This is a genomic window from Pseudomonas sp. JAI120 (assembly GCF_014207255.1).
GTDB lineage: Bacteria > Pseudomonadota > Gammaproteobacteria > Pseudomonadales > Pseudomonadaceae > Aquipseudomonas.
In genome coordinates this window covers 752,000-770,932 of record NZ_JACHCZ010000003.1, presented here as the reverse complement: position 1 = coordinate 770,932, position 18,933 = coordinate 752,000, and the positions used below count along the sequence as shown (strand labels likewise).

Sequence of the window (18,933 nt, the reverse complement as noted above, 5' to 3'; positions counted from 1 at the left end):
CAACCGAGGCGCGCATTCTACAGCAGCCTCATTTGCTGTCAAGTGATTATTTTCAGAAGCTTTCGAAGATTTCTTCAACAACTTCAACCACTTGCGCTTCCGATCTCTCGTTAGCGGGAGGCGAATTCTACAGCGTTACACGCTGCTGTCAACACCTCTTTTTCTCCGCTTTCGACCGAGAAGATCGAATCGTTAATAGCGCCAAATAACACGACTCTATCAACTCCTTCTGGGCTTCGATGAACTGAAGCAATTCGCCGTCCAATCCCGCATAACTCTTTGTTTACCAAGGAGTTTTACGTTTCGACTGCGCCGGAAGTGGGGCGAATTATAGACTTCCAGAATCTGCCGTCAACACTTAATTTGGTTTTCCTATCAACTTACCGAAATTGATTAAAAAACCACCAAAAACGCCCTCTATATATAGGAGCACCGCTAGATAACTCCCGCTTCTTTTAAAGCCTTCACACTCGCCGAGCCCAACCCCAACACATCCTGCAGCACCTGAGCCGTGTGCTGCCCCAACAAAGGAGGCGCAGTACGGTACTCCACAGGCGTCTTGGATAACCGCATCGGACTGGCCACCAGCGGCACCATCCCTGCCAACGCATGCGGCAACTGTATCGCCAGCCCCCGCGCCTTCACCTGAGGATCGGCAAACACCTGGGCTACGTCATTGATCGGCCCACAAGGCACACCAACCCGCCCCAGCTGTGACACCCACTCAGCCGTTGTCTTGAAGACTGTAGCCTGGCGTATCAATGGAATCAGCTCAGCGCGGTTGGCTACCCGCACCTTATTAGTAGAGAACCGCGGGTCATCCGCCCACTGCGGCTGTCCAGCCACTTCGGCGAACTTACGAAATTGCCCGTCATTACCCACCGTCAGGATGAAATCGCCATCTGCCGTAGGGAAATCCTGATAAGGCACGATATTCGGATGAGCATTACCCAGTCGCTTTGGCGCCACCCCCGTCGTCAGGTAGTTCATCGCCTGGTTCGCCAGGCAGGCCACCTGCACATCAAGCAACGCCATATCGATATGCTGCCCACCACCGTCATGATCCCGATGCGCCAGTGCAGCAAGGATCGCCACCGTCGAGTAGAGCCCAGTGAGAATGTCAGTCAACGCCACCCCCACCTTCACCGGCCCGGCCCCCTCATCACCTTCCGGCTGGCCGGTAAGACTCATCAGCCCACCCAACCCCTGGATCATGAAGTCATACCCCGCGCGAGCGGCATACGGGCCCGTCTGACCGAAGCCAGTGATCGAGCAGTAGATCAACTCCGGATTCACCTTCTTGAGCGACTCGTAGTCCAACCCATACGTCGCCAGGCCGCCCACCTTGAAGTTCTCGATCAAGATGTCGGACTTGGCCGCCAGATCTCGCACCAGTTGCTGTCCCTCCGGGCGCGTAAAGTCGATAGTCACCGACTCTTTGTTGCGATTAGCAGACAAGTAGTACGCCGCCTCACTCGTGTTCTCGCCATCAGCGTCCTTAAGGAAGGGGGGGCCCCAGGCGCGTGTGTCGTCACCGCTACCAGGTCGCTCGACCTTGATCACCTCAGCCCCAAGGTCCGCAAGGATCTGCCCGGACCAGGGGCCTGCCAACACTCGCGATAAATCCAATACCCGCAGATGCGAAAGCGCGCCCATGCCGTTCCCCTATTAATAGAACGCCTGAAGACCGGTTTGCGCGCGCCCCAGAATCAAAGCGTGCACGTCATGAGTACCCTCATAAGTGTTAACCACCTCCAGGTTCACCAAATGACGTGCCACCCCGAACTCATCGGAGATACCGTTGCCACCCAACATGTCCCGCGCCATACGAGCAATGTCCAAGGACTTGCCGCAGGAGTTGCGCTTCATGATCGATGTGATCTCAACCGCCGCCGTTCCCTCGTCTTTCATACGCCCCAGACGCAGGCAGCCCTGCAGCGCCAGCGTGATCTCGGTCTGCATATCGGCCAGCTTCTTCTGGATCAATTGAGTTGCTGCCAATGGACGGCCGAACTGATGGCGATCCAGGGTGTACTGGCGTGCGGTGTGCCAACAGAACTCGGCAGCACCCAAAGCCCCCCAGGAGATGCCATAGCGCGCCGAGTTAAGGCAGGTGAAAGGGCCCTTCAAGCCGCGCACATCCGGGAAAATGTTCTCTTCCGGCACAAACACGTTATCCATCACGATCTCCCCGGTGATGGAGGCGCGCAGGCCGACCTTGCCGTGAATCGCCGGCGCACTCAGGCCTTTCCAGCCTTTCTCCAGGACAAACCCACGAATATCGCCAGCGTCGTCCTTGGCCCACACCACAAACACGTCAGCAATCGGGCTATTGGTTATCCACATTTTTGCGCCCGTCAGGCTGTAGCCGCCATCCACTTTGCGTGCACGAGTGATCATCGCGCCGGGATCGGAACCGTGGTCAGGCTCGGTCAAACCAAAACAGCCAATCCATTCACCCGAGGCCAATTTCGGCAAGTACTTCTGCTTTTGCGCTTCGGTACCGAACTCATTGATAGGCACCATCACCAGTGACGACTGCACACTCATCATCGAGCGATAACCGGAGTCAACGCGCTCAACCTCACGTGCAATCAAGCCGTAGCTCACGTAGCTCAAACCACTGCCGCCGTACTGCTCAGGAATCATTGCCCCCAGCAAACCGGTCTCACCCATTTCGCGAAAAATCGCCGGGTCGGTCTTTTCATGACGAAAGGCTTCGAGCACACGCGGCGCCAGCTTGTCCTGGGCGAATTGCTCGGCGCTGTCGCGCACCATGCGCTCCTCTTCGGTGAGCTGTTGATCCAGCAGCAGCGGATCGATCCAGTTGAAGCTTGCCTTGCCAGCCATGAATAAGTCCTCGCAAAGAAAAATCAGAAGTCGTGGATGGAGCCTAGGCCCGCCAGGCGGGGAGAGCAAACGAGGTTTTTGCATAGGCTTGTGCTAATTTCTCACTTCGTAACACAAGAAAATGGCACATCAGCACTTTTTATGTGAGGACAAGGTACATGCGCAGAAAAATCCCCAGCACCACCGCTCTTGTCAGTTTTGAAGCGGCAGCCCGCCACGAGAGCTTTACCAAAGCGGCGCATGAGCTTTCCATCACCCAAGGCGCCATTTGCCGACAGATCGCCAGCCTGGAGGAATTTTTAAGTGTCGAGCTGTTTCGGCGCTCACGGCGCGGGGTAAAGCTGACGGAGGCGGGGCTTTCGTACAGCCGCCGCGTCGCCACCCAGCTGGACGCCGTGGAGCGCGACACCCTGTCCGTCATGGGGCAGCAGGGCGCAAATACCATTGAGCTGGCCGTAGTTCCCACTTTTGGTACGCAATGGTTGATCCCTCGCCTCAAGGACTTTCAACGACAGCATCCGGAGGTGACGGTAAACCTGACTAACCGCACACGCCCTTTTCTGTTTGCGGATACGGAATTCGACGCGGCAATTTACTTCGGCGACGCAGATTGGTCCGGGACCGAATCCCACAGGCTTATGGGAGAAAATCCTGTCCCCGTGTGCAGCCCGCGACTATTGGGCGAACTTGAGCGATTCACCCCCCAGAAGATTGCAGAACTGCCATTGCTGCAGCAGACCACCCGCCCTTACGCCTGGCGCCAATGGTTCAACGCCCAACAACTGAACGTGCCCCGCGACATGACAGGCCCACGTTACGAGCTATTCTCGATGTTGTCTCAAGCCGCCATGCACGAGATGGGTATTGCGCTGATCCCGCCGTTCCTTATCCAGCGAGAACTGGACGAACATCGACTGGTGATCGCAAGCCCAGAGGCGCTGCCCAGCTCAAAGGCTTATTACCTGATGATTCCTGACAGAAAAGTCGAATCAGCCTCACTGCACGCGTTCAGAGACTGGTTGATCGACCAATCGCAGCGCTACAGCCCCAGCATTTAAAGGACAAACCCCACATACTGACTTTGTAGTCAGCTAAATTTAAAACCTACAGATGTACGTATATGTCGCATTTAAACAGACTGTACCTGTCAATCTGAAAAAAGGCTTAAGGCCATGATTTTCATGGCTTGTAGCGACTCCTATCGGTCAATTCCCGACTATTCACACAAACGATGGAAAAACACATACGAATCAGCTGTAGCCTTTTAAACACCTGTATTTAAAGAGGTTATTTCAAACTATTGCGACAATCAGTCACAGGGTGACTTGTAGTTAATTTTTCGTCACCCGTCATAATCCCTTGAAGGCCGTAAAGTTCGCCTGCAAAATGCCGCGCCCCGCTGTCATTTCAGCGGGATCGTGCTGATCGGCCGCCCCAGCTGCGCCACTCACGGTGCACTGGCCTTTTTACAAAAAGATCAAAAGCAAAAAGATCATGCAGGAGATTTGACGTGCACATTGGTGTTCCTCTCGAAACCCAGACCGGTGAAACGCGGGTGGCTGCCACCCCGGAAACCATCAAGAAGCTGATCGGCCAGGGCCATAAGGTCACTGTTCAAAGCGGCGCAGGCATCAATGCCAGCATCGTCGACAGTGCCTATGAGGCGGCAGGCGCGACCATTGGCAGCGCCGGCGATGCGTTAGGCGCCGAGCTGATTCTCAAGGTGGTCGCCCCGAGCGACAGCGAGCTGGCGCTGATCAAAAGCGGCACCGTGTTGGTGGGCATGCTCAATCCGTTCAGCAATGAAACCATTGCCAAGCTGGCCGAGCAGGGCATCACCGCCTTTGCGCTGGAAGCTGCGCCACGCACCTCGCGGGCCCAGAGCCTCGACGTGCTGTCTTCCCAGGCCAACATTGCCGGCTATAAAGCCGTGCTGCTCGCCGCCCACCATTATCCGCGCTTCATGCCGATGCTGATGACCGCCGCCGGCACGGTGAAGGCCGCACGTGTGCTGATCCTCGGCGCCGGCGTCGCGGGCTTGCAGGCAATCGCCACGGCGAAACGCTTGGGTGCAGTGATCGAAGCATCTGATGTGCGTCCAGCCGTAAAAGAGCAAATTGAATCCCTTGGCGCCAAGTTCGTCGACGTGCCCTACGAAACCGACGAAGAACGTGAATGCGCCGTCGGCGTCGGCGGTTACGCGCGTCCGATGCCCACCAGCTGGATGCAGCGCCAGGCCCTGGCCGTGCACGAACGTGCGAAGCAGGCCGACATTGTCATCACCACCGCCCTGATCCCCGGCCGCAAGGCACCGACCTTGCTCAGCGCCGATACCGTCGCGCAGATGAAGCCCGGCTCGGTGGTCATCGACCTCGCGGCCGCTCAGGGTGGCAACTGCCCGCTGACCGTCGCCGACCAGGTGGTGGTGGAGAACGGCGTGATCATCTGCGGCCCGACCAACCTTGCCGGTGCAGTCGCCGCCGATGCCTCGGCCTTGTATGCGCGCAACCTGCTGGACTTCCTGAAGCTGGTCTTCAACAAGGAAGGGCAGTTTGAAATCAACCTCGAAGACGACATCGTCGCCGCGTGCCTCATGTGCCGCGACGGCCAAGTCATCCGCAAAAACGCCTAAGCAGGGATTCAGACGATGGAAGAGCTTATCTCCCCCGGTATCTACAACCTGATCATCTTTGTGCTGGCGATTTATGTCGGTTACCACGTGGTCTGGAACGTCACGCCCGCACTGCACACACCGTTGATGGCAGTGACCAACGCCATTTCGGCGATTGTGATTGTCGGCGCAATGCTCGCCGCAGCACTGACTGTTACTCCACTGGGTAAGACCATGGGTACCCTGGCCGTGGCCCTGGCGGCGGTCAACGTGTTCGGCGGCTTCCTGGTAACGCGCCGAATGCTTGAGATGTTCAAGAAGAAAGCCCCGAAAGCAAAAGAAGAGGCGCCGAAGTAATGAGCATGAATCTCGTGACGACGCTCTACCTGATCGCGTCGATCTGCTTTATCCAGGCCCTTAAAGGCCTGTCACACCCAACCACGTCGCGGCGCGGCAACCTGTTCGGCATGCTCGGCATGGCGCTGGCGGTACTCACTACGGTGGGCCTCATCTATAAGCTCGGCGCTGAACTGGCCACTGCCGGCATCGGCTATGTGATCGTAGGCCTGCTGGTTGGCGGCACCGCCGGTTCGGTCATGGCCAAGCGCGTAGAAATGACCAAGATGCCGGAGCTTGTGGCATTCATGCACAGCATGATCGGCCTGGCCGCGGTGTTTATCGCCATTGCCGCCGTGGTCGAGCCGCAGTCCCTGGGCATCGTCAAACACCTGGGCGACGCGATCCCGGCGGGCAACCGCCTGGAGCTGTTCCTCGGTGCGGCTATTGGTGCGATTACCTTCTCCGGTTCGGTGATCGCGTTCGGCAAGTTGTCGGGCAAGTACAAGTTCCGCCTGTTCCAAGGCGCACCGGTACAGTTCGGCGGCCAGCACAAGCTGAATCTGGTGCTCGGCCTGCTGACGCTGGGCCTGGGCCTGGCCTTCATGTTCACCGGCAACCTCAGCGCCTTCGCGCTGATGCTGGCCCTGGCGTTCGTGCTGGGCGTGCTGATCATCATCCCGATTGGCGGCGCCGATATGCCGGTCGTCGTTTCGATGCTCAACAGCTACTCCGGCTGGGCAGCGGCAGGGATCGGCTTCTCGCTGAACAACTCGATGCTGATCATCGCCGGCTCCCTGGTGGGCTCCAGCGGCGCGATCCTGTCGTACATCATGTGCAAGGCGATGAACCGTTCCTTCTTTAATGTACTGCTCGGCGGTTTCGGCAATGCGCCGGATGCCGGTGCTGCAGCGGGTTCTAAAGAAGCACGCCCAGTGAAGTCCGGTTCGGCCGACGACGCCACCTTCCTGCTGACCAACGCCGACACCGTGATCATCGTTCCAGGCTATGGCTTGGCAGTGGCACGGGCACAGCATGCGCTGAAGGAACTGACCGAAAAGCTGACCCACCGTGGCGTGACCGTGAAATACGCGATCCACCCAGTGGCCGGCCGTATGCCTGGGCATATGAACGTCCTACTCGCCGAGGCGGAAGTGCCTTACGACCAGGTGTTCGAGATGGAGGACATCAACTCCGAATTCGGCCAGGCCGACGTGGTACTGGTGCTGGGCGCGAACGACGTGGTCAACCCGGCCGCGAAGAACGACCCCAACTCGCCGATTGCCGGCATGCCGATCCTGGAAGCGTTCAAGGCCAAGACCATAATTGTCAACAAGCGCTCAATGGCCAGTGGTTATGCCGGGCTGGATAACGAACTGTTCTACCTGGACAAGACCATGATGGTCTTTGGTGACGCGAAGAAGGTCATTGAAGACATGGTCAAGGCCGTCGAGTAACACTGCTTCAGCGCAATACTCCAAACCCCGGCCTCCTGTAGGCTGGGGTTTTTTATTACCCCATGAAACCCGACCAAAGGCTCTAAATCGCTGCCCCGCATTCGACCATGGTAGCGGGCCGAAATTTTTTGAAATCACTACACTGCCCACCTTGCTTCCGTAGCCTGAGATAACAATTCATGTACCGTGATCGTATCCGCTTGCCTTCGTTGTTGAACAAGGTCATGAGCGCGGCAGACGCCGCCGCACTGATCGAGGACGGCATGACCGTCGGCATGAGCGGCTTCACCCGAGCCGGTGAAGCCAAGGCCGTCCCCCACGCCCTGGCCGAGCGCGCCAAGACGTCCCCGCTGAAAATCACCCTGATGACCGGTGCCAGCCTGGGTAACGACCTGGACAAGCAACTGACCGAAGCCGGCGTGCTGTCCCGACGCATGCCGTTCCAGGTCGATAGCACCTTGCGCAAGGCAATCAACGCCGGCGAAGTGATGTTTATCGATCAGCACCTGTCGGAAACCGTCGAGCAACTGCGCAACAACCAGCTCAAGCTGCCAGACATCGCGGTGATTGAAGCGGTCGCGATCACTGAACAAGGGCACATCGTGCCCACCACGTCCGTGGGCAACTCGGCCAGTTTCGCGATTTTCGCCAAGCAAGTGATCGTCGAGATCAACCTGGCGCACAACCCGAACCTGGAAGGGCTGCACGACATCTATATCCCGACGTACCGGCCAACCCGGACGCCGATCCCGCTGGTAAAGGTCGACGACCGTATCGGCAGCACTGCGATCCCGATCCCGCCGGAGAAGATCGTCGCCATCGTGATCACCAATCAGGCCGACTCAGCCTCCACCGTGACGCCACCCGACAGCGACACCCAGGGCATCGCCAACCACCTGATCAACTTCCTCAAGCAGGAAGTGGACGCCGGGCGCATGACCAACAAGCTCGGCCCGCTGCAGGCCGGGATCGGCAACATTGCCAACGCAGTGATGTGCGGCCTGATCGATTCGCCGTTCGAAGACCTGACCATGTATTCGGAAGTGTTGCAGGACTCGACGTTCGACCTGATCGACGCCGGCAAGCTGAGCTTCGCCTCGGGCAGCTCGATCACCTTGTCGGAGCGGCGCAATGCCGACGTGTTCGGCAACCTGGAGCACTACAAAGACAAGCTGGTGCTGCGCCCGCAGGAAATCTCCAATCACCCTGAAGTGGTGCGTCGCCTGGGCATTATCGGCATCAACACCGCGCTGGAATTCGACATCTACGGCAACGTCAACTCCACCCACATCTGCGGCACGCGGATGATGAACGGTATTGGCGGTTCCGGCGACTTCGCGCGCAACGCGCACCTGGCGATCTTCGTCACCAAGTCGATTGCCAAGGGCGGCGCGATTTCCAGCGTGGTGCCGATGGTCAGCCATGTGGACCACACTGAGCATGACGTCGACATCCTGGTCACCGAAGTAGGCCTCGCCGACTTGCGTGGCCTGGCGCCGCGGGAGCGAGCCCGGGTGATCATCGACAACTGTGTGCACCCGGCGTACCGCGATGCGCTGAACAATTACTTCAATGCTGCCTGCGCCATCGGCGGACACACCCCACACATCCTGCGCGAAGCACTGAGTTGGCACATTAACCTGGAAGAAACCGGGCATATGCTCAAGGCTTGATTGGTACAGATTCGAGCTGATGCAAACACAGTTTCGTCAGCTCGATTGCATAACCCTCGCTTCTTGAAAAAACTGTACTGCTGTACCGGTCTTTTCCTACCGAAAATTCCCACACCAGCATTGTAAAATGCCTATTTCGCACTATTTAAGTGCAGACAGGTACAGTTGCCCCATTTCCGTACAGTACAGCACCTTTAAACAGTTAACTGGCCCCTCACAATACAGGTGAACTGTATCTAGAGAGTCTTGCGCCGGAAGAGGATCATTGGCATCAGTTAAACCACTACCTAATCCCGCCACAAGCGGAAGGATGTCATCATGGAACGTACACTCAGTTCCGAACTGTTCTTCGAAGAAAAAGCTGTAAACACCCAGGCTTCCCTGCCTTTGCGCGTTCTCGCCAACCTGATGCTGTGGCAGCGCCGCATCTCCAGCCGCCATCAACTGGCTCGTCTGGATTCGCGTCTGCTGGCTGACGCCGGTATCAGCGAAGCTCAACGCTACGAAGAGCTGAGCAAGCCGTTCTGGCGCTAATTGGCGCCCGCTGGCCCTGACCCACCGGGTCCACTGCCAGCACTGATTTGTCAAAACAAAGCCCGCCCCGGGAAACCGGAGGCGGGCTTTGTTGTTTCCGAACCTGCCTTTTTCAAGGCCAAACAGAAGCCATTGGTCCGGACAGGTACAGTTTAAAAAATACAACAGTTATGCAGTACAATTAAGCTTTGGTGTATCTGTAACGGTCAAAGCAACTCGCCCACCATGGTGTTCCAGGACCTCACGAAAGGCGCTCACCATGGACACCCAACCCTCTCTCTATAAAGGGCTGTTACACAGGACCGTTTCCACGCTGGCCAAATGGGTACGCCACGCCTACGAACGACGCCAACTGGCGCAGCTTGATCTGCGAGAACTCTCCGATGTCGGCATCAGCCCGGGAGACCGAATGGCCGAGCTGTCAAAGCCGTTCTGGCGAGACTAGGCAGTCAATAAGCTTTCCGAACGGATAAACAGCGGCTTAATATCCAGCCACAACGTGGCGAACCGTTAGAACAGGCGTCTGATCCCCAATGGCTGCCCTGCGCCACCTTATTCGTTCACCTACAGGAGTCACCCCATGCCCCTTATTCGCCTGCTGAGTGCTGCAGCCCTGTTGGCCCTGGCCACCAACGCCAGCGCGACCAGCTTCATCGTGACCACCGACTCCATCGTCGGCGCATTGAAGGCTACTTCCGACGCCACCTCCGATGCCACTTCGTCCCTGCGGGATAACAAAGTCGTGCGCGCCGCCCGTGACGACGCAGCCAGCTTCGTCGCCAGCGAAGGTGCCATTCGTGGTGTGAAGCTGGAAAGCGCCTTGGCCCAGATCCGCCAACAAGCACCGCAACTGAACACCGCGACTGACGCACAACTGGCCCAAGCCATCCTGGCTATTTGAGGGAGCTGACAAAGGGAGCGCCCGTCGCTCCCTGATGCCGCCGCACTGGCTCTCTCCCGGGCATTACGCTAGCCTTGGCGCTCGCTTTCAGTTGTCGAGTCCCATGGCTTTTTCATACCGTCTGCTAATAGTCCCTGTGTTGTTGTGTGCCAGTTGGTCGCCATTGGCTTCGGCCTTTGACCTGACCATCCAAGGTACCGTCGCGAGTGCGTATGCCACCAGCAAGGTGACTTCCGCGCCTTTCGACCGGAAAGTGGTCGTGGCTGCCCAGGATGATGCCGCTGCATTTATCGCCACTGACGGCCAATGGCGGGGTGCACGGCTGGAGTCCGCGCTGGATTATCTGCGCCGCACCCAACCAAAACTTAACGCCAGCGACCTTGAACTGGCGCAAGCAATTCTCGTCCAATAATCATCTTTGTATTTCGGAGTCATTCCATGCGTAGCCCGCTGATCGCCGCCACCCTTGGCCTGCTGTTGTTGGCCGACGTTGCCCAGGCACAAACCCTGGTGGCCACCAGTAACATCATTGTTCGCGCCTCTGGCCGCACCATTGATTTCACCTCGGACACCACCACCTCCATCCGCGACTCCAAAGTCGTGCGCGAAGCCCACGATGACGCGGCCAGTTTCGTCGCCACCAACGGCGAGATTCGTGGCGCACAGTTGGAAGCGGCCTTCGACACCCTGCGCACCCGCCTGCCGGAAGCGCGCGACGCCAGTGACCAGACCCTCGCCGAAGCTATTCTCGCTCTGTGAGGCGCCTTGTCGCCTGGCTCCTGGCCGGGACTGTGCTGCTATGTGCCAGCGCAGCCCAGGCCAGCCTACAACTGCGGCTCAAGCCAGAAGGCTTGAGCCCGGCCGAACAGCAGGCCAGCCAGGCATTGCTTGATGAGGCGATGCGCGCATTGCCGCCGCGCTTTATCGAGCAGTTGGACCGTCGCATTGATGTCGGCTGGACCGACAAGATGCCCCAAAACGCTTACGGCCAGGCCTCCCTGGTGTCCGAACTGGACCTCAACCGCAACCTCCTGGCCAGCCTGACCGACGGCAGCGCCGCCACCCAGAAAACCAATCGTCCCCACGGCACCGTGCGCCGGGAAATGCTCGCCACCGTGCTGCATGAATTGACCCACATCTATGACCGCGCACGCCTGTGGTCCAAAGACGAGCGCGCGCTGATACAGCGTTGCAGCCGCCAGAACAACATCACCGGCCTGATCGGCCTGCCCGATCAATGCCGTGGCCAGAATGACCGGCGCTTCACCCTCAGCGATGACCCGCGCCTGCTGGACCTGGCGGGCTGGCCGCAATATGTCGGCCGTCGCGGTGAACGCGAACAACATAACCGTCAGGTCGCGCGCAGCCCGGACATCTACGAAACCACCAGCCCGCTGGAGTTCGTAGCGGTCAATATGGAGTACTTCCTCCTCGACCCAAGCTATGCCTGCCGACGCCCCGCGCTGTTCCGCTATTACAAGGAACACTTCGGCTGGGCCCCACCGGAACAAGACACCTGCGCCAAGACCTACGCGTTCCTCAACGCCGGCAATGATTTCGCCAAGACACCGTTGGGCCACGTCGACCCGGAGCGGGTCTACGAAATCGACTACCTGCTGGCCGAAGCCAACCAGAACCTGGTCAGCCGCTGGGGCCACAGCATGTTGCGCCTGGTGATCTGCGCGCCGGGCCGCCCCCGTGGGCCGGACTGCCGGCTCGATTTGGACCAGCACCTGGTGCTGTCCTATCGGGCGTTCGTCGGTGACGTGCAGTTGTCCAGTTGGGATGGCCTGGTGGGCAAGTACCCGTCACGGCTGTTCGTGTTGCCATTGGCTCAGGTGATCGACGAATACACCAAGACCGAACTGCGCGGCCTGGCGTCCGTGCCCCTGAAACTGTCACGCCAAGAGATCAACGACACCGTCGAGCACGCTGCTGAAATGCACTGGAGCTATGACGGCAACTATTATTTCCTTTCCAACAACTGCGCGGTCGAAAGCCTGAAGCTTCTGCGCAGCGGCAGCGCCAACCCGCAGCTGACCGGCCTGGACAACATCACGCCTAATGGCCTGCTGGAAGTGCTGCAAGCCCGTGGCCTGGCGGATACCAGCGTACTCAACGACAAACGCGAGGCCATGCGTCTGGGGTATCACTTCGACTCCTTCCGCGAACGCTACCAGGCCATGTTCGACGTTCTGCGCAAACACCTGCCGATCAAGCAGACCCAGGTTGAAGACTGGCTGTCACTCAGCGCCGAAGAGCGGCGCCAGTGGTTCGACCAGGCTGACCTGCGCACCAGCGCCGCACTGCTGCTGCTGGAACAGGCGAGCTTTCGCAAACAGCTCATGCTGGCCCAGGACGAAGTCAAGCAACGCTACCTCGGCGCCCGTGAACTGAAGAACGGCGGCATGGAGAAAGCCAACGCCACACTGCAGCAGATCCTCGCCAACAGTGGCTTCCTCAGCCGCCCGGCGGAACTGCTCGGCAGCGGTGGCTATGGCCTGCCGCAACCGTCGGAAGCAAAGCGCCTGGAGTCGGAAAGCGCCGAGCGCCAGAAGCAGTTGCAATCACTCACCGGTGAGCTGGATAAAGAGGTGAGGGCGCTGCTGGACCCGTCCCGCGCCGCCGAGATTGCCGCGTGTGAAGCCAACCTCAAGCAGGTGGGTGAACACCTGCGCAAACTGCACAAAGCAGCGGGCGGCCTCGAGCTGCCCTGAAGTACCTGAGATAAACACATTCCAATGTGGGAGGGGGCTTGCCCCGGATTACGGTGTCTCCGCAGCAAATAAGCTGACTGACACGCCGCTATCGGGAGCAAGCCCCACCACATTTGAAATGTGTACGTCTGAAGACCGTGCATCTTCCCACCACCAACTGTTTTGCCAACGAAAGCTGGCTGAAAGCTTACGCGTCTAGGATCGCCCCCAACTGCCGGCAACAGACCGGCTGTACACAACAACAATGGTGATCCCCGATGTCCGCCCGTACCCGCCTGTTCGCCCCAACTCCACCCGTAAGCCTCGTGCCCTTCGTTCTGCGCTGACCCCACCCCGGTTCGCCATTCCCTAGCCGCGCTACGCCTGGAGTATTCCTATGCTGACTTTCCTTGGCTTTGCCATGGTCATCACGTTCATGTTCCTGATCATGACCAAGCGCCTGTCCGCGCTGATCGCCCTGATCATCGTGCCTATCCTGTTCGCGCTGTTCGGCGGTTTCGCACCGAAGATCGGCCCGATGATGCTCGAAGGCATCACCAAGCTCGCGCCGACCGGCGTGATGCTGATGTTCGCCATCCTCTACTTTGCCCTGATGATCGACTCCGGCCTGTTCGACCCGGCCGTGCGCAAGATCCTCAAGATGGTCAAGGGCGACCCGCTGAAGGTATCGGTCGGCACCGCCGTGCTGGCCCTGGTGGTGTCCCTCGACGGTGATGGCGCCACCACTTACATGATCTGCGTGGCCGCCATGCTGCCGCTGTACCAGCGCATCGGCATGAGCCCGCGGATCATGGCCGGCCTGATCATCCTCGCCGGTGGCGTGATGAACATGACGCCTTGGGGTGGCCCGACCGCCCGTGCCGCCAGTGCGCTGCACGTGGACCCCTCGGATATTTTCGTACCGATGATCCCGGCAATGGCCGCCGGTGTAGTCGCGATCCTGGTGATTGCCTACATGTACGGCAAGCGCGAACGTGCGCGCCTGGGTGAACTGCACCTGCAAGTCGACGAGATCGACCACAGCGAGATCAGCGTGTCGCAATACCCGGATGCCCGCCGTCCGAAGCTGATCTGGTTCAACGGCGCCCTGACCCTGGCTCTGATGTGCACCCTGATCGCCGGCCTGTTGCCGCTGCCGGTGCTGTTCATGGTGGCGTTCAGTATCGCGATGATCGTCAACTACCCGTGCCTGCAACAGCAGAAAGACCGCGTCGCCGCCCACGCCGGCAGCGTATTGGCCGTGGTGGGACTGATCTTCGCCGCTGGGATCTTCACCGGCATCCTGTCGGGCACCGGCATGGTCGATGCCATGTCCAAGAGCCTGCTGGCCGTGATTCCGGAAGCCATGGGCCCTTACCTGGCGGTGATCACCGCGCTGGTGAGCATGCCGTTCACTTTCTTCATGTCCAACGATGCGTTCTACTACGGCGTACTGCCGGTACTGGCTGAAGCCGCCAGCCACTACGGCATCACCGCCGTGGAAATGGCCCGCGCTTCCATCGTTGGCCAGCCCGTGCACTTGCTCAGCCCCCTGGTACCGTCGACCTACCTGCTGGTGGCCTTGGCCGGTATCGAGTTTGGCGATCACCAGCGCTTCACCCTGAAGTGGGCAGTACTGGTATGCCTGTGCATAATGTTCGCCGCATTGCTGATGGGGATTTTTCCGCTGTTCAGCACTCTATAATCGTACAACCCACTGCGCCGGCCCCACTGCTGGCACGGTTTAACACTTGCTCAAAGGAATACACATGGAATGGCTGACCAATCCGGAAATCTGGATTGCCTTCTTCACCCTGACGGCCCTCGAGATCGTCCTGGGCATCGATAACATCATCATGATTTCGATCCTGGTCAGCCGCATGCCCAAGCATATGCAGGCACGCACCCGGATCTTCGGCCTGGCCCTGGCCATGGTCACGCGTATTCTGCTGCTGTTGTCGATCACCTGGGTCATGCGCTTGACCGACGACCTGTTCGTGGTCTTCGGCGAGGGTATTTCGGGTCGCGACCTGATCCTGTTCTTCGGTGGCCTGTTCCTGCTGTGGAAAAGCTCCCAGGAGATGTACCACGCCCTGGAAGGTGAAGACGAAACCCACGACGAACCCAAGGGCGCCGGTGGCAAGTTCATCTACACCATCATCCAGATCGCGATCATCGACATCGTGTTCTCCCTGGACTCGGTGATCACCGCCGTGGGCATGGTCTCCCATGTACCCGTCATGGTTGCCGCGATCATCGTTGCGGTATTGGTGATGATGCTGGCTGCCGGCACCATCAGCGACTTCATCGACAAGCACCCGTCGCTGAAGATGCTGGCGCTGTCATTCCTGCTGGTGGTGGGTACCGTGCTGATCGCCGAATCCTTCGACGTGCACGTGCCAAAAGGCTACGTCTACTTCGCTATGGCGTTCTCGCTGGCGGTGGAAGCGGTCAATATCAAGATGCGTACCGCGATCGCGAAAAAGAAGAAACAGCAGGATCCTGTGAAACTGCGCAAGGACATTCCGGGTCAATAAACCCGAGCCAGACAAAAAAGGGGCTTTTATAAGCCCCTTTTTTTCATCCATAAAAAGCTGATTTCATGACAGTTTTGTTTCAATCCCAACTTTAGCTATGCGATGCTGGCGCCGAGCCCATTCGCCAACTACAGCTTAACTACAAGACGTAGAACGGCACGCGGCAATTCTCATTTGCGCCAAATGGCGCACACCCACACGGGGGGCCGAGCATGCTGACCTTGCTCAATCTGCTTTCCGCCGTGACCCTGCTTATCTGGGGCACGCACATCGTCCGTACCGGCATCTTGCGAGTCTACGGCTCCAACCTGCGTCAAGTCATCGGGCAGAACATGTCCAAGCGCTGGCTGGCATTTGTCGCCGGTATCCTGGTGACCGCCATGGTGCAAAGCAGCAACGCCACGGCGATGCTGGTGACGTCCTTTGTCGGCCAAGGCCTGATGGGGTTGGTGCCCGCCCTGGCGACCATGCTCGGGGCCGACGTCGGTACCGCACTGATGGCACGGGTGCTGACGTTCGACCTGTCCTGGCTGTCGCCGTTGCTGATCTTTCTCGGGGTGATTTTCTTCCTGTCGCGCAAACAGACGCGGGCAGGGCAGTTGGGTCGGGTCGGAATAGGCCTCGGGCTGATCATCCTCGCGCTGCAATTGATCGTCGAAGCCGCCGGGCCGATTACCCATGCCCAGGGTGTGAAGGTGCTGTTCGCCTCACTGACCGGCGATATTTTGCTCGATGCACTGATCGGCGCGTTGTTCGCGATGATTTCCTACTCCAGCCTCGCCGCCGTCCTACTGACCGCCACCCTGGCCGGCGCCGGGGTGATCGGCTTGCACGTGGCCATCGGCCTGGTGATCGGGGCGAACATCGGCAGCGGCGTGCTGGCCTTCCTCAGCACCAGCATGCAGAACGCTGCCGGTCGCCAGGTCGCGTTGGGCAGCTTGCTGTACAAACTGATCGGCCTGCTGCTGATTATCCCGGTGCTCGACCCGCTGGTGCTGTGGATGGACGGCCTGGACTACAGCGCACAAGGCATGGTCATCACCTTCCACCTGCTCTACAACGTCAGCCGCTGCCTGATCCTGCTGCCCACCATCGGTCCGATGGCCAAGCTGTGCGCCGGGTTGCTGCCGGAGCGGGACGAGGTCAACGGCAAGGCCAAACCGCGCCACCTGGACCCCACAGCCCTGGCCACGCCGAGCCTGGCGCTGGCCAATGCCGCGCGCGAAACCCTGCGCCTGGGCGACCTGATCGACAACATGCTCACCGCCATGCAGGAAGTACTGCGCGGCAAACAGACTGCCATCACCCAGGAAATACGCAGCCTCAGCGATGACGTCGAGGCACTCTACAGCGCGATCAAGCTCTACCTGGCGCAGATGCCCCGCGAAGACCTCAGCGAGCAAGACAGTCGGCGCTGGGCGGAAATCATCGAGCTGTCGATCAACCTGAAACTGGCCGGTGACCTGATCGAACGCATGCTGCGTAAAGTCCAGCAGCAGAAAACCTCGCAGCGTCGCCAATTCTCCGAAGTGGGCCTGGAAGAACTCACCGGCCTGCACAGCCAGTTGATCGCCAACCTGCGCCTGGGGCTGTCGGTATTCCTCAGTGCCGACCCGGAAAGCGCCCGCCAACTGCTGCGTGAAAAGCGCCGCTTCCGCGCCCAGGAGCGCCGCCTGGCCCACGCTCACGTCAGCCGCCTGCAACGCAAGATCGTGCAGAGCCTGGAGACCAGCTCCCTGCACTTGGAGCTGATTGCCGACATGAAGCGCTTGAACTCGTTGTTTTGCAGCAGTGCTTATGTAGTCTTGGAAACGTCCGACACCGGCGCACTCTCCGCCGAAGATATTGCCGACATCACACATTCGCCCTGAACGTACGATGGCCCGTGAAGTCAGTTAAAGCTGACCTCACTCGCCAGGAAGCTTGTTATGCGTCGCCTGTTGTTCGCTTGCCTGCTCATGGGTTCTGCCCACGTCTTCGCCTTTGACCGCCTGCAGGTCGAGGGTTACACCTTGCCCAACGGCCTGCAATTGTTGCTTAAACCGGGCACCGAGCGTGGCCATGTGGCGATTCGCCTGGTGGTCGGCGTGGGCCTGGACGATTTCAGCTGCGAAGACAAGGAACTGCCGCACCTGCTCGAACACTTGCTGTTCAGCGGCATCGACGGTGGCGGCGAAGGCGAGCTGGAAGACCGCATGCAAGCCCTGGGCGGTGAGTGGAACGCCTACACCAGCAACGCCGACACCACTTTTGTGATCGAGGCGCCAGCACAAAACCAGCGCAAGGTGCTGGACCTGCTGCTGGCGATCATCACCCGCACCGAGTTGACCGACGCCAATATCAACGCGGCCAAGCAGGTGGTCGAGCGCGAAGACGGCGGTCATTACTCCCACCTGCAACGCCTGCTCGACCGCCAGGACCTGGGCCACACCGCCAGCAATCAGTTGGCGGTTGAGCTGGGGCTCAAATGCGCCGAACGCGCCCAGGTCGATCACCTGACCCGCGATCAACTGCAGACGCTGCGCAAAAATTGGTACGCCCCCAACAACATGACCTTGATCATCGTCGGTGACCTCGACAAACTGCTGCCCGCCTATCTGGAACGCACCTACGGCCGACTGGACCCGGTCGAACCCAGCGAGCACCCGGCGCTGCCGCAAATCCAGCACGCCGCCGCCAGCCACCGCGACCTGATCCACGGCTGGGTGGGTGACAGTGCCAAACTGCACTGGCTGTTCCCCGAGCCGGTGCTGGACGACCAGCATGATGAAACCTACGACCTGCTCAAGGATTACCTGGACTGGGCGCTGTACCGCCAACTGCGCCTCAAGCATGGGTTGTCCTACGGCCCCTGGAGCGAGCGCGAAGTGCTCGGTGGCGTTGGCTTCCTCAGCCTGAATGCCGACCTCGAGCGGGACAACCTCCCCGAGGCCGAGCAGGTGCTACAGGATCTCAAGACTCAACTGCTCAAGGATGGCCTTGACCCGACGGTATTCGCGCGCCTCAAACAGGCCGCCATCGCCCGCCAGGCCTGGGCCGTGCAGGGCAACAGCGCGCTGGCCGACTATTATTGGAGCGCCTCGGGCGATTATGACAACGGCCACTTCAGCGACCCGGTCAAACGCATCAAGGCCGTGAACCTGGAGCAGACCAGCCAGGCCATGCGCGAGTTGCTCAAGCAACCAGGTTACTGGCGCATCGAAAAGCCGCTGCTGAGTTACGACATGCTCAACTGGATCGGCGCCGGCGTCCTCGGGCTGACTGCCATTGTGTTGATCGGCGTGCGCCGTTATCGCAAACGGATCGCGTAATGAGGCACCGAACCCTGGCCTAAGACG

Annotated in this window: 17 protein-coding genes and 1 pseudogene; 16 read left to right on the top strand and 2 right to left on the bottom strand. The window is 59.4% G+C overall.

Annotated features, from left to right (window positions below):
* A pseudogene (locus tag HDC32_RS31870) lies at positions 1–209 on the top strand (hypothetical protein); the annotation flags it as partial.
* 226 nt (positions 210–435) lie between these two features.
* On the opposite strand, the gene HDC32_RS21070 reads toward HDC32_RS31870, so the two are convergent.
* Together HDC32_RS21070 and HDC32_RS21065 are read right to left on the bottom strand one after the other, a co-directional pair.
* The gene (locus HDC32_RS21070) at positions 436–1,656 is read right to left on the bottom strand and encodes a CaiB/BaiF CoA-transferase family protein (RefSeq protein ID WP_184745319.1); all 1,221 of its coding nucleotides are present in this window, start codon (positions 1,654–1,656) and stop codon (positions 436–438) included.
* 12 nt (positions 1,657–1,668) lie between these two features.
* Positions 1,669–2,850, bottom strand: a complete 1,182-nt coding sequence (locus HDC32_RS21065; protein ID WP_131699547.1) for an acyl-CoA dehydrogenase — start codon at positions 2,848–2,850, stop codon at positions 1,669–1,671.
* 158 nt (positions 2,851–3,008) lie between these two features.
* Between HDC32_RS21065 and HDC32_RS21060 the strand changes: the two genes are divergently transcribed.
* From HDC32_RS21060 to HDC32_RS20990, 15 genes are all read left to right on the top strand, one after another.
* Positions 3,009–3,908, top strand: coding sequence for a LysR family transcriptional regulator (locus tag HDC32_RS21060; RefSeq protein WP_184745317.1), 900 nt, complete (start codon positions 3,009–3,011; stop codon positions 3,906–3,908).
* Between the two features lie 452 nt (positions 3,909–4,360).
* Positions 4,361–5,482: a Re/Si-specific NAD(P)(+) transhydrogenase subunit alpha gene (locus tag HDC32_RS21055; protein ID WP_131699549.1), complete on the top strand. Its 1,122-nt coding sequence runs from the start codon at positions 4,361–4,363 to the stop codon at positions 5,480–5,482.
* A 15-nt stretch (positions 5,483–5,497) separates the two neighbouring features.
* Complete coding sequence (locus tag HDC32_RS21050) at positions 5,498–5,818, top strand: NAD(P) transhydrogenase subunit alpha (RefSeq protein WP_003220416.1); 321 nt, start codon at positions 5,498–5,500, stop codon at positions 5,816–5,818.
* Complete coding sequence (locus HDC32_RS21045; protein ID WP_145338332.1) at positions 5,818–7,254, top strand: NAD(P)(+) transhydrogenase (Re/Si-specific) subunit beta; 1,437 nt, start codon at positions 5,818–5,820, stop codon at positions 7,252–7,254. The genes HDC32_RS21050 and HDC32_RS21045 overlap by 1 nt, the downstream gene beginning before the upstream one ends.
* A 179-nt stretch (positions 7,255–7,433) precedes the next feature.
* Entirely contained in the window at positions 7,434–8,927 is a 1,494-nt protein-coding gene (locus HDC32_RS21040; RefSeq protein WP_145338333.1) for an acetyl-CoA hydrolase/transferase family protein, read from the top strand.
* Between the two features lie 318 nt (positions 8,928–9,245).
* Positions 9,246–9,461, top strand: a complete 216-nt coding sequence (locus HDC32_RS21035) for a DUF1127 domain-containing protein (protein ID WP_003187413.1) — start codon at positions 9,246–9,248, stop codon at positions 9,459–9,461.
* Between the two features lie 259 nt (positions 9,462–9,720).
* Entirely contained in the window at positions 9,721–9,906 is a 186-nt protein-coding gene (locus HDC32_RS21030; protein ID WP_184745315.1) for a DUF1127 domain-containing protein, read from the top strand.
* A gap of 135 nt (positions 9,907–10,041) precedes the next feature.
* Complete coding sequence (locus HDC32_RS21025) at positions 10,042–10,362, top strand: DUF2388 domain-containing protein (RefSeq protein WP_184745314.1); 321 nt, start codon at positions 10,042–10,044, stop codon at positions 10,360–10,362.
* 103 nt (positions 10,363–10,465) lie between these two features.
* Positions 10,466–10,774: a DUF2388 domain-containing protein gene (locus HDC32_RS21020; protein WP_131699554.1), complete on the top strand. Its 309-nt coding sequence runs from the start codon at positions 10,466–10,468 to the stop codon at positions 10,772–10,774.
* 26 nt (positions 10,775–10,800) lie between these two features.
* Positions 10,801–11,121, top strand: coding sequence for a DUF2388 domain-containing protein (locus HDC32_RS21015; RefSeq protein ID WP_131699555.1), 321 nt, complete (start codon positions 10,801–10,803; stop codon positions 11,119–11,121).
* Positions 11,118–13,079, top strand: a complete 1,962-nt coding sequence (locus tag HDC32_RS21010) for a DUF4105 domain-containing protein (RefSeq protein ID WP_131699556.1) — start codon at positions 11,118–11,120, stop codon at positions 13,077–13,079. Before HDC32_RS21015 ends, HDC32_RS21010 begins: the two co-directional genes overlap by 4 nt.
* Positions 13,080–13,455: 376 nt before the next feature.
* Positions 13,456–14,763 carry a CitMHS family transporter gene (locus HDC32_RS21005; protein ID WP_053127258.1) on the top strand — a complete coding sequence of 436 codons (1,308 nt, stop codon included), beginning with the start codon at positions 13,456–13,458 and terminating at the stop codon, positions 14,761–14,763.
* A gap of 64 nt (positions 14,764–14,827) precedes the next feature.
* Positions 14,828–15,595: a TerC family protein gene (locus HDC32_RS21000; protein ID WP_131699558.1), complete on the top strand. Its 768-nt coding sequence runs from the start codon at positions 14,828–14,830 to the stop codon at positions 15,593–15,595.
* Between the two features lie 212 nt (positions 15,596–15,807).
* Positions 15,808–17,466, top strand: coding sequence for a Na/Pi cotransporter family protein (locus HDC32_RS20995; protein WP_145338335.1), 1,659 nt, complete (start codon positions 15,808–15,810; stop codon positions 17,464–17,466).
* 57 nt (positions 17,467–17,523) lie between these two features.
* Positions 17,524–18,906 (top strand): pitrilysin family protein, encoded by a 1,383-nt coding sequence (locus HDC32_RS20990; RefSeq protein WP_184745312.1) that lies wholly within the window; start codon positions 17,524–17,526, stop codon positions 18,904–18,906.
* The last annotated feature ends 27 nt before the right edge of the window (positions 18,907–18,933 follow it).

Excerpts from the sequence above, each read along its gene's own strand:
- HDC32_RS21060 (WP_184745317.1), top strand. The coding sequence starts at position 3,009 with ATGCGCAGAAAAATCCCCAGCACCACCGCTCTTGTCAGTTTTGAAGCG.
- HDC32_RS21065 (WP_131699547.1), bottom strand. The coding sequence starts at position 2,850 with ATGGCTGGCAAGGCAAGCTTCAACTGGATCGATCCGCTGCTGCTGGAT.
- HDC32_RS21005 (WP_053127258.1), top strand. The coding sequence starts at position 13,456 with ATGCTGACTTTCCTTGGCTTTGCCATGGTCATCACGTTCATGTTCCTG.
- HDC32_RS21020 (WP_131699554.1), top strand. The coding sequence starts at position 10,466 with ATGGCTTTTTCATACCGTCTGCTAATAGTCCCTGTGTTGTTGTGTGCC.
- HDC32_RS21000 (WP_131699558.1), top strand. The coding sequence starts at position 14,828 with ATGGAATGGCTGACCAATCCGGAAATCTGGATTGCCTTCTTCACCCTG.
- HDC32_RS21035 (WP_003187413.1), top strand. The coding sequence starts at position 9,246 with ATGGAACGTACACTCAGTTCCGAACTGTTCTTCGAAGAAAAAGCTGTA.
- HDC32_RS20995 (WP_145338335.1), top strand. The coding sequence starts at position 15,808 with ATGCTGACCTTGCTCAATCTGCTTTCCGCCGTGACCCTGCTTATCTGG.
- HDC32_RS21015 (WP_131699555.1), top strand. The coding sequence starts at position 10,801 with ATGCGTAGCCCGCTGATCGCCGCCACCCTTGGCCTGCTGTTGTTGGCC.
- HDC32_RS21045 (WP_145338332.1), top strand. The coding sequence starts at position 5,818 with ATGAGCATGAATCTCGTGACGACGCTCTACCTGATCGCGTCGATCTGC.
- HDC32_RS21040 (WP_145338333.1), top strand. The coding sequence starts at position 7,434 with ATGTACCGTGATCGTATCCGCTTGCCTTCGTTGTTGAACAAGGTCATG.
- HDC32_RS21070 (WP_184745319.1), bottom strand. The coding sequence starts at position 1,656 with ATGGGCGCGCTTTCGCATCTGCGGGTATTGGATTTATCGCGAGTGTTG.
- HDC32_RS21030 (WP_184745315.1), top strand. The coding sequence starts at position 9,721 with ATGGACACCCAACCCTCTCTCTATAAAGGGCTGTTACACAGGACCGTT.
- HDC32_RS21025 (WP_184745314.1), top strand. The coding sequence starts at position 10,042 with ATGCCCCTTATTCGCCTGCTGAGTGCTGCAGCCCTGTTGGCCCTGGCC.
- HDC32_RS21050 (WP_003220416.1), top strand. The coding sequence starts at position 5,498 with ATGGAAGAGCTTATCTCCCCCGGTATCTACAACCTGATCATCTTTGTG.
- HDC32_RS20990 (WP_184745312.1), top strand. The coding sequence starts at position 17,524 with ATGCGTCGCCTGTTGTTCGCTTGCCTGCTCATGGGTTCTGCCCACGTC.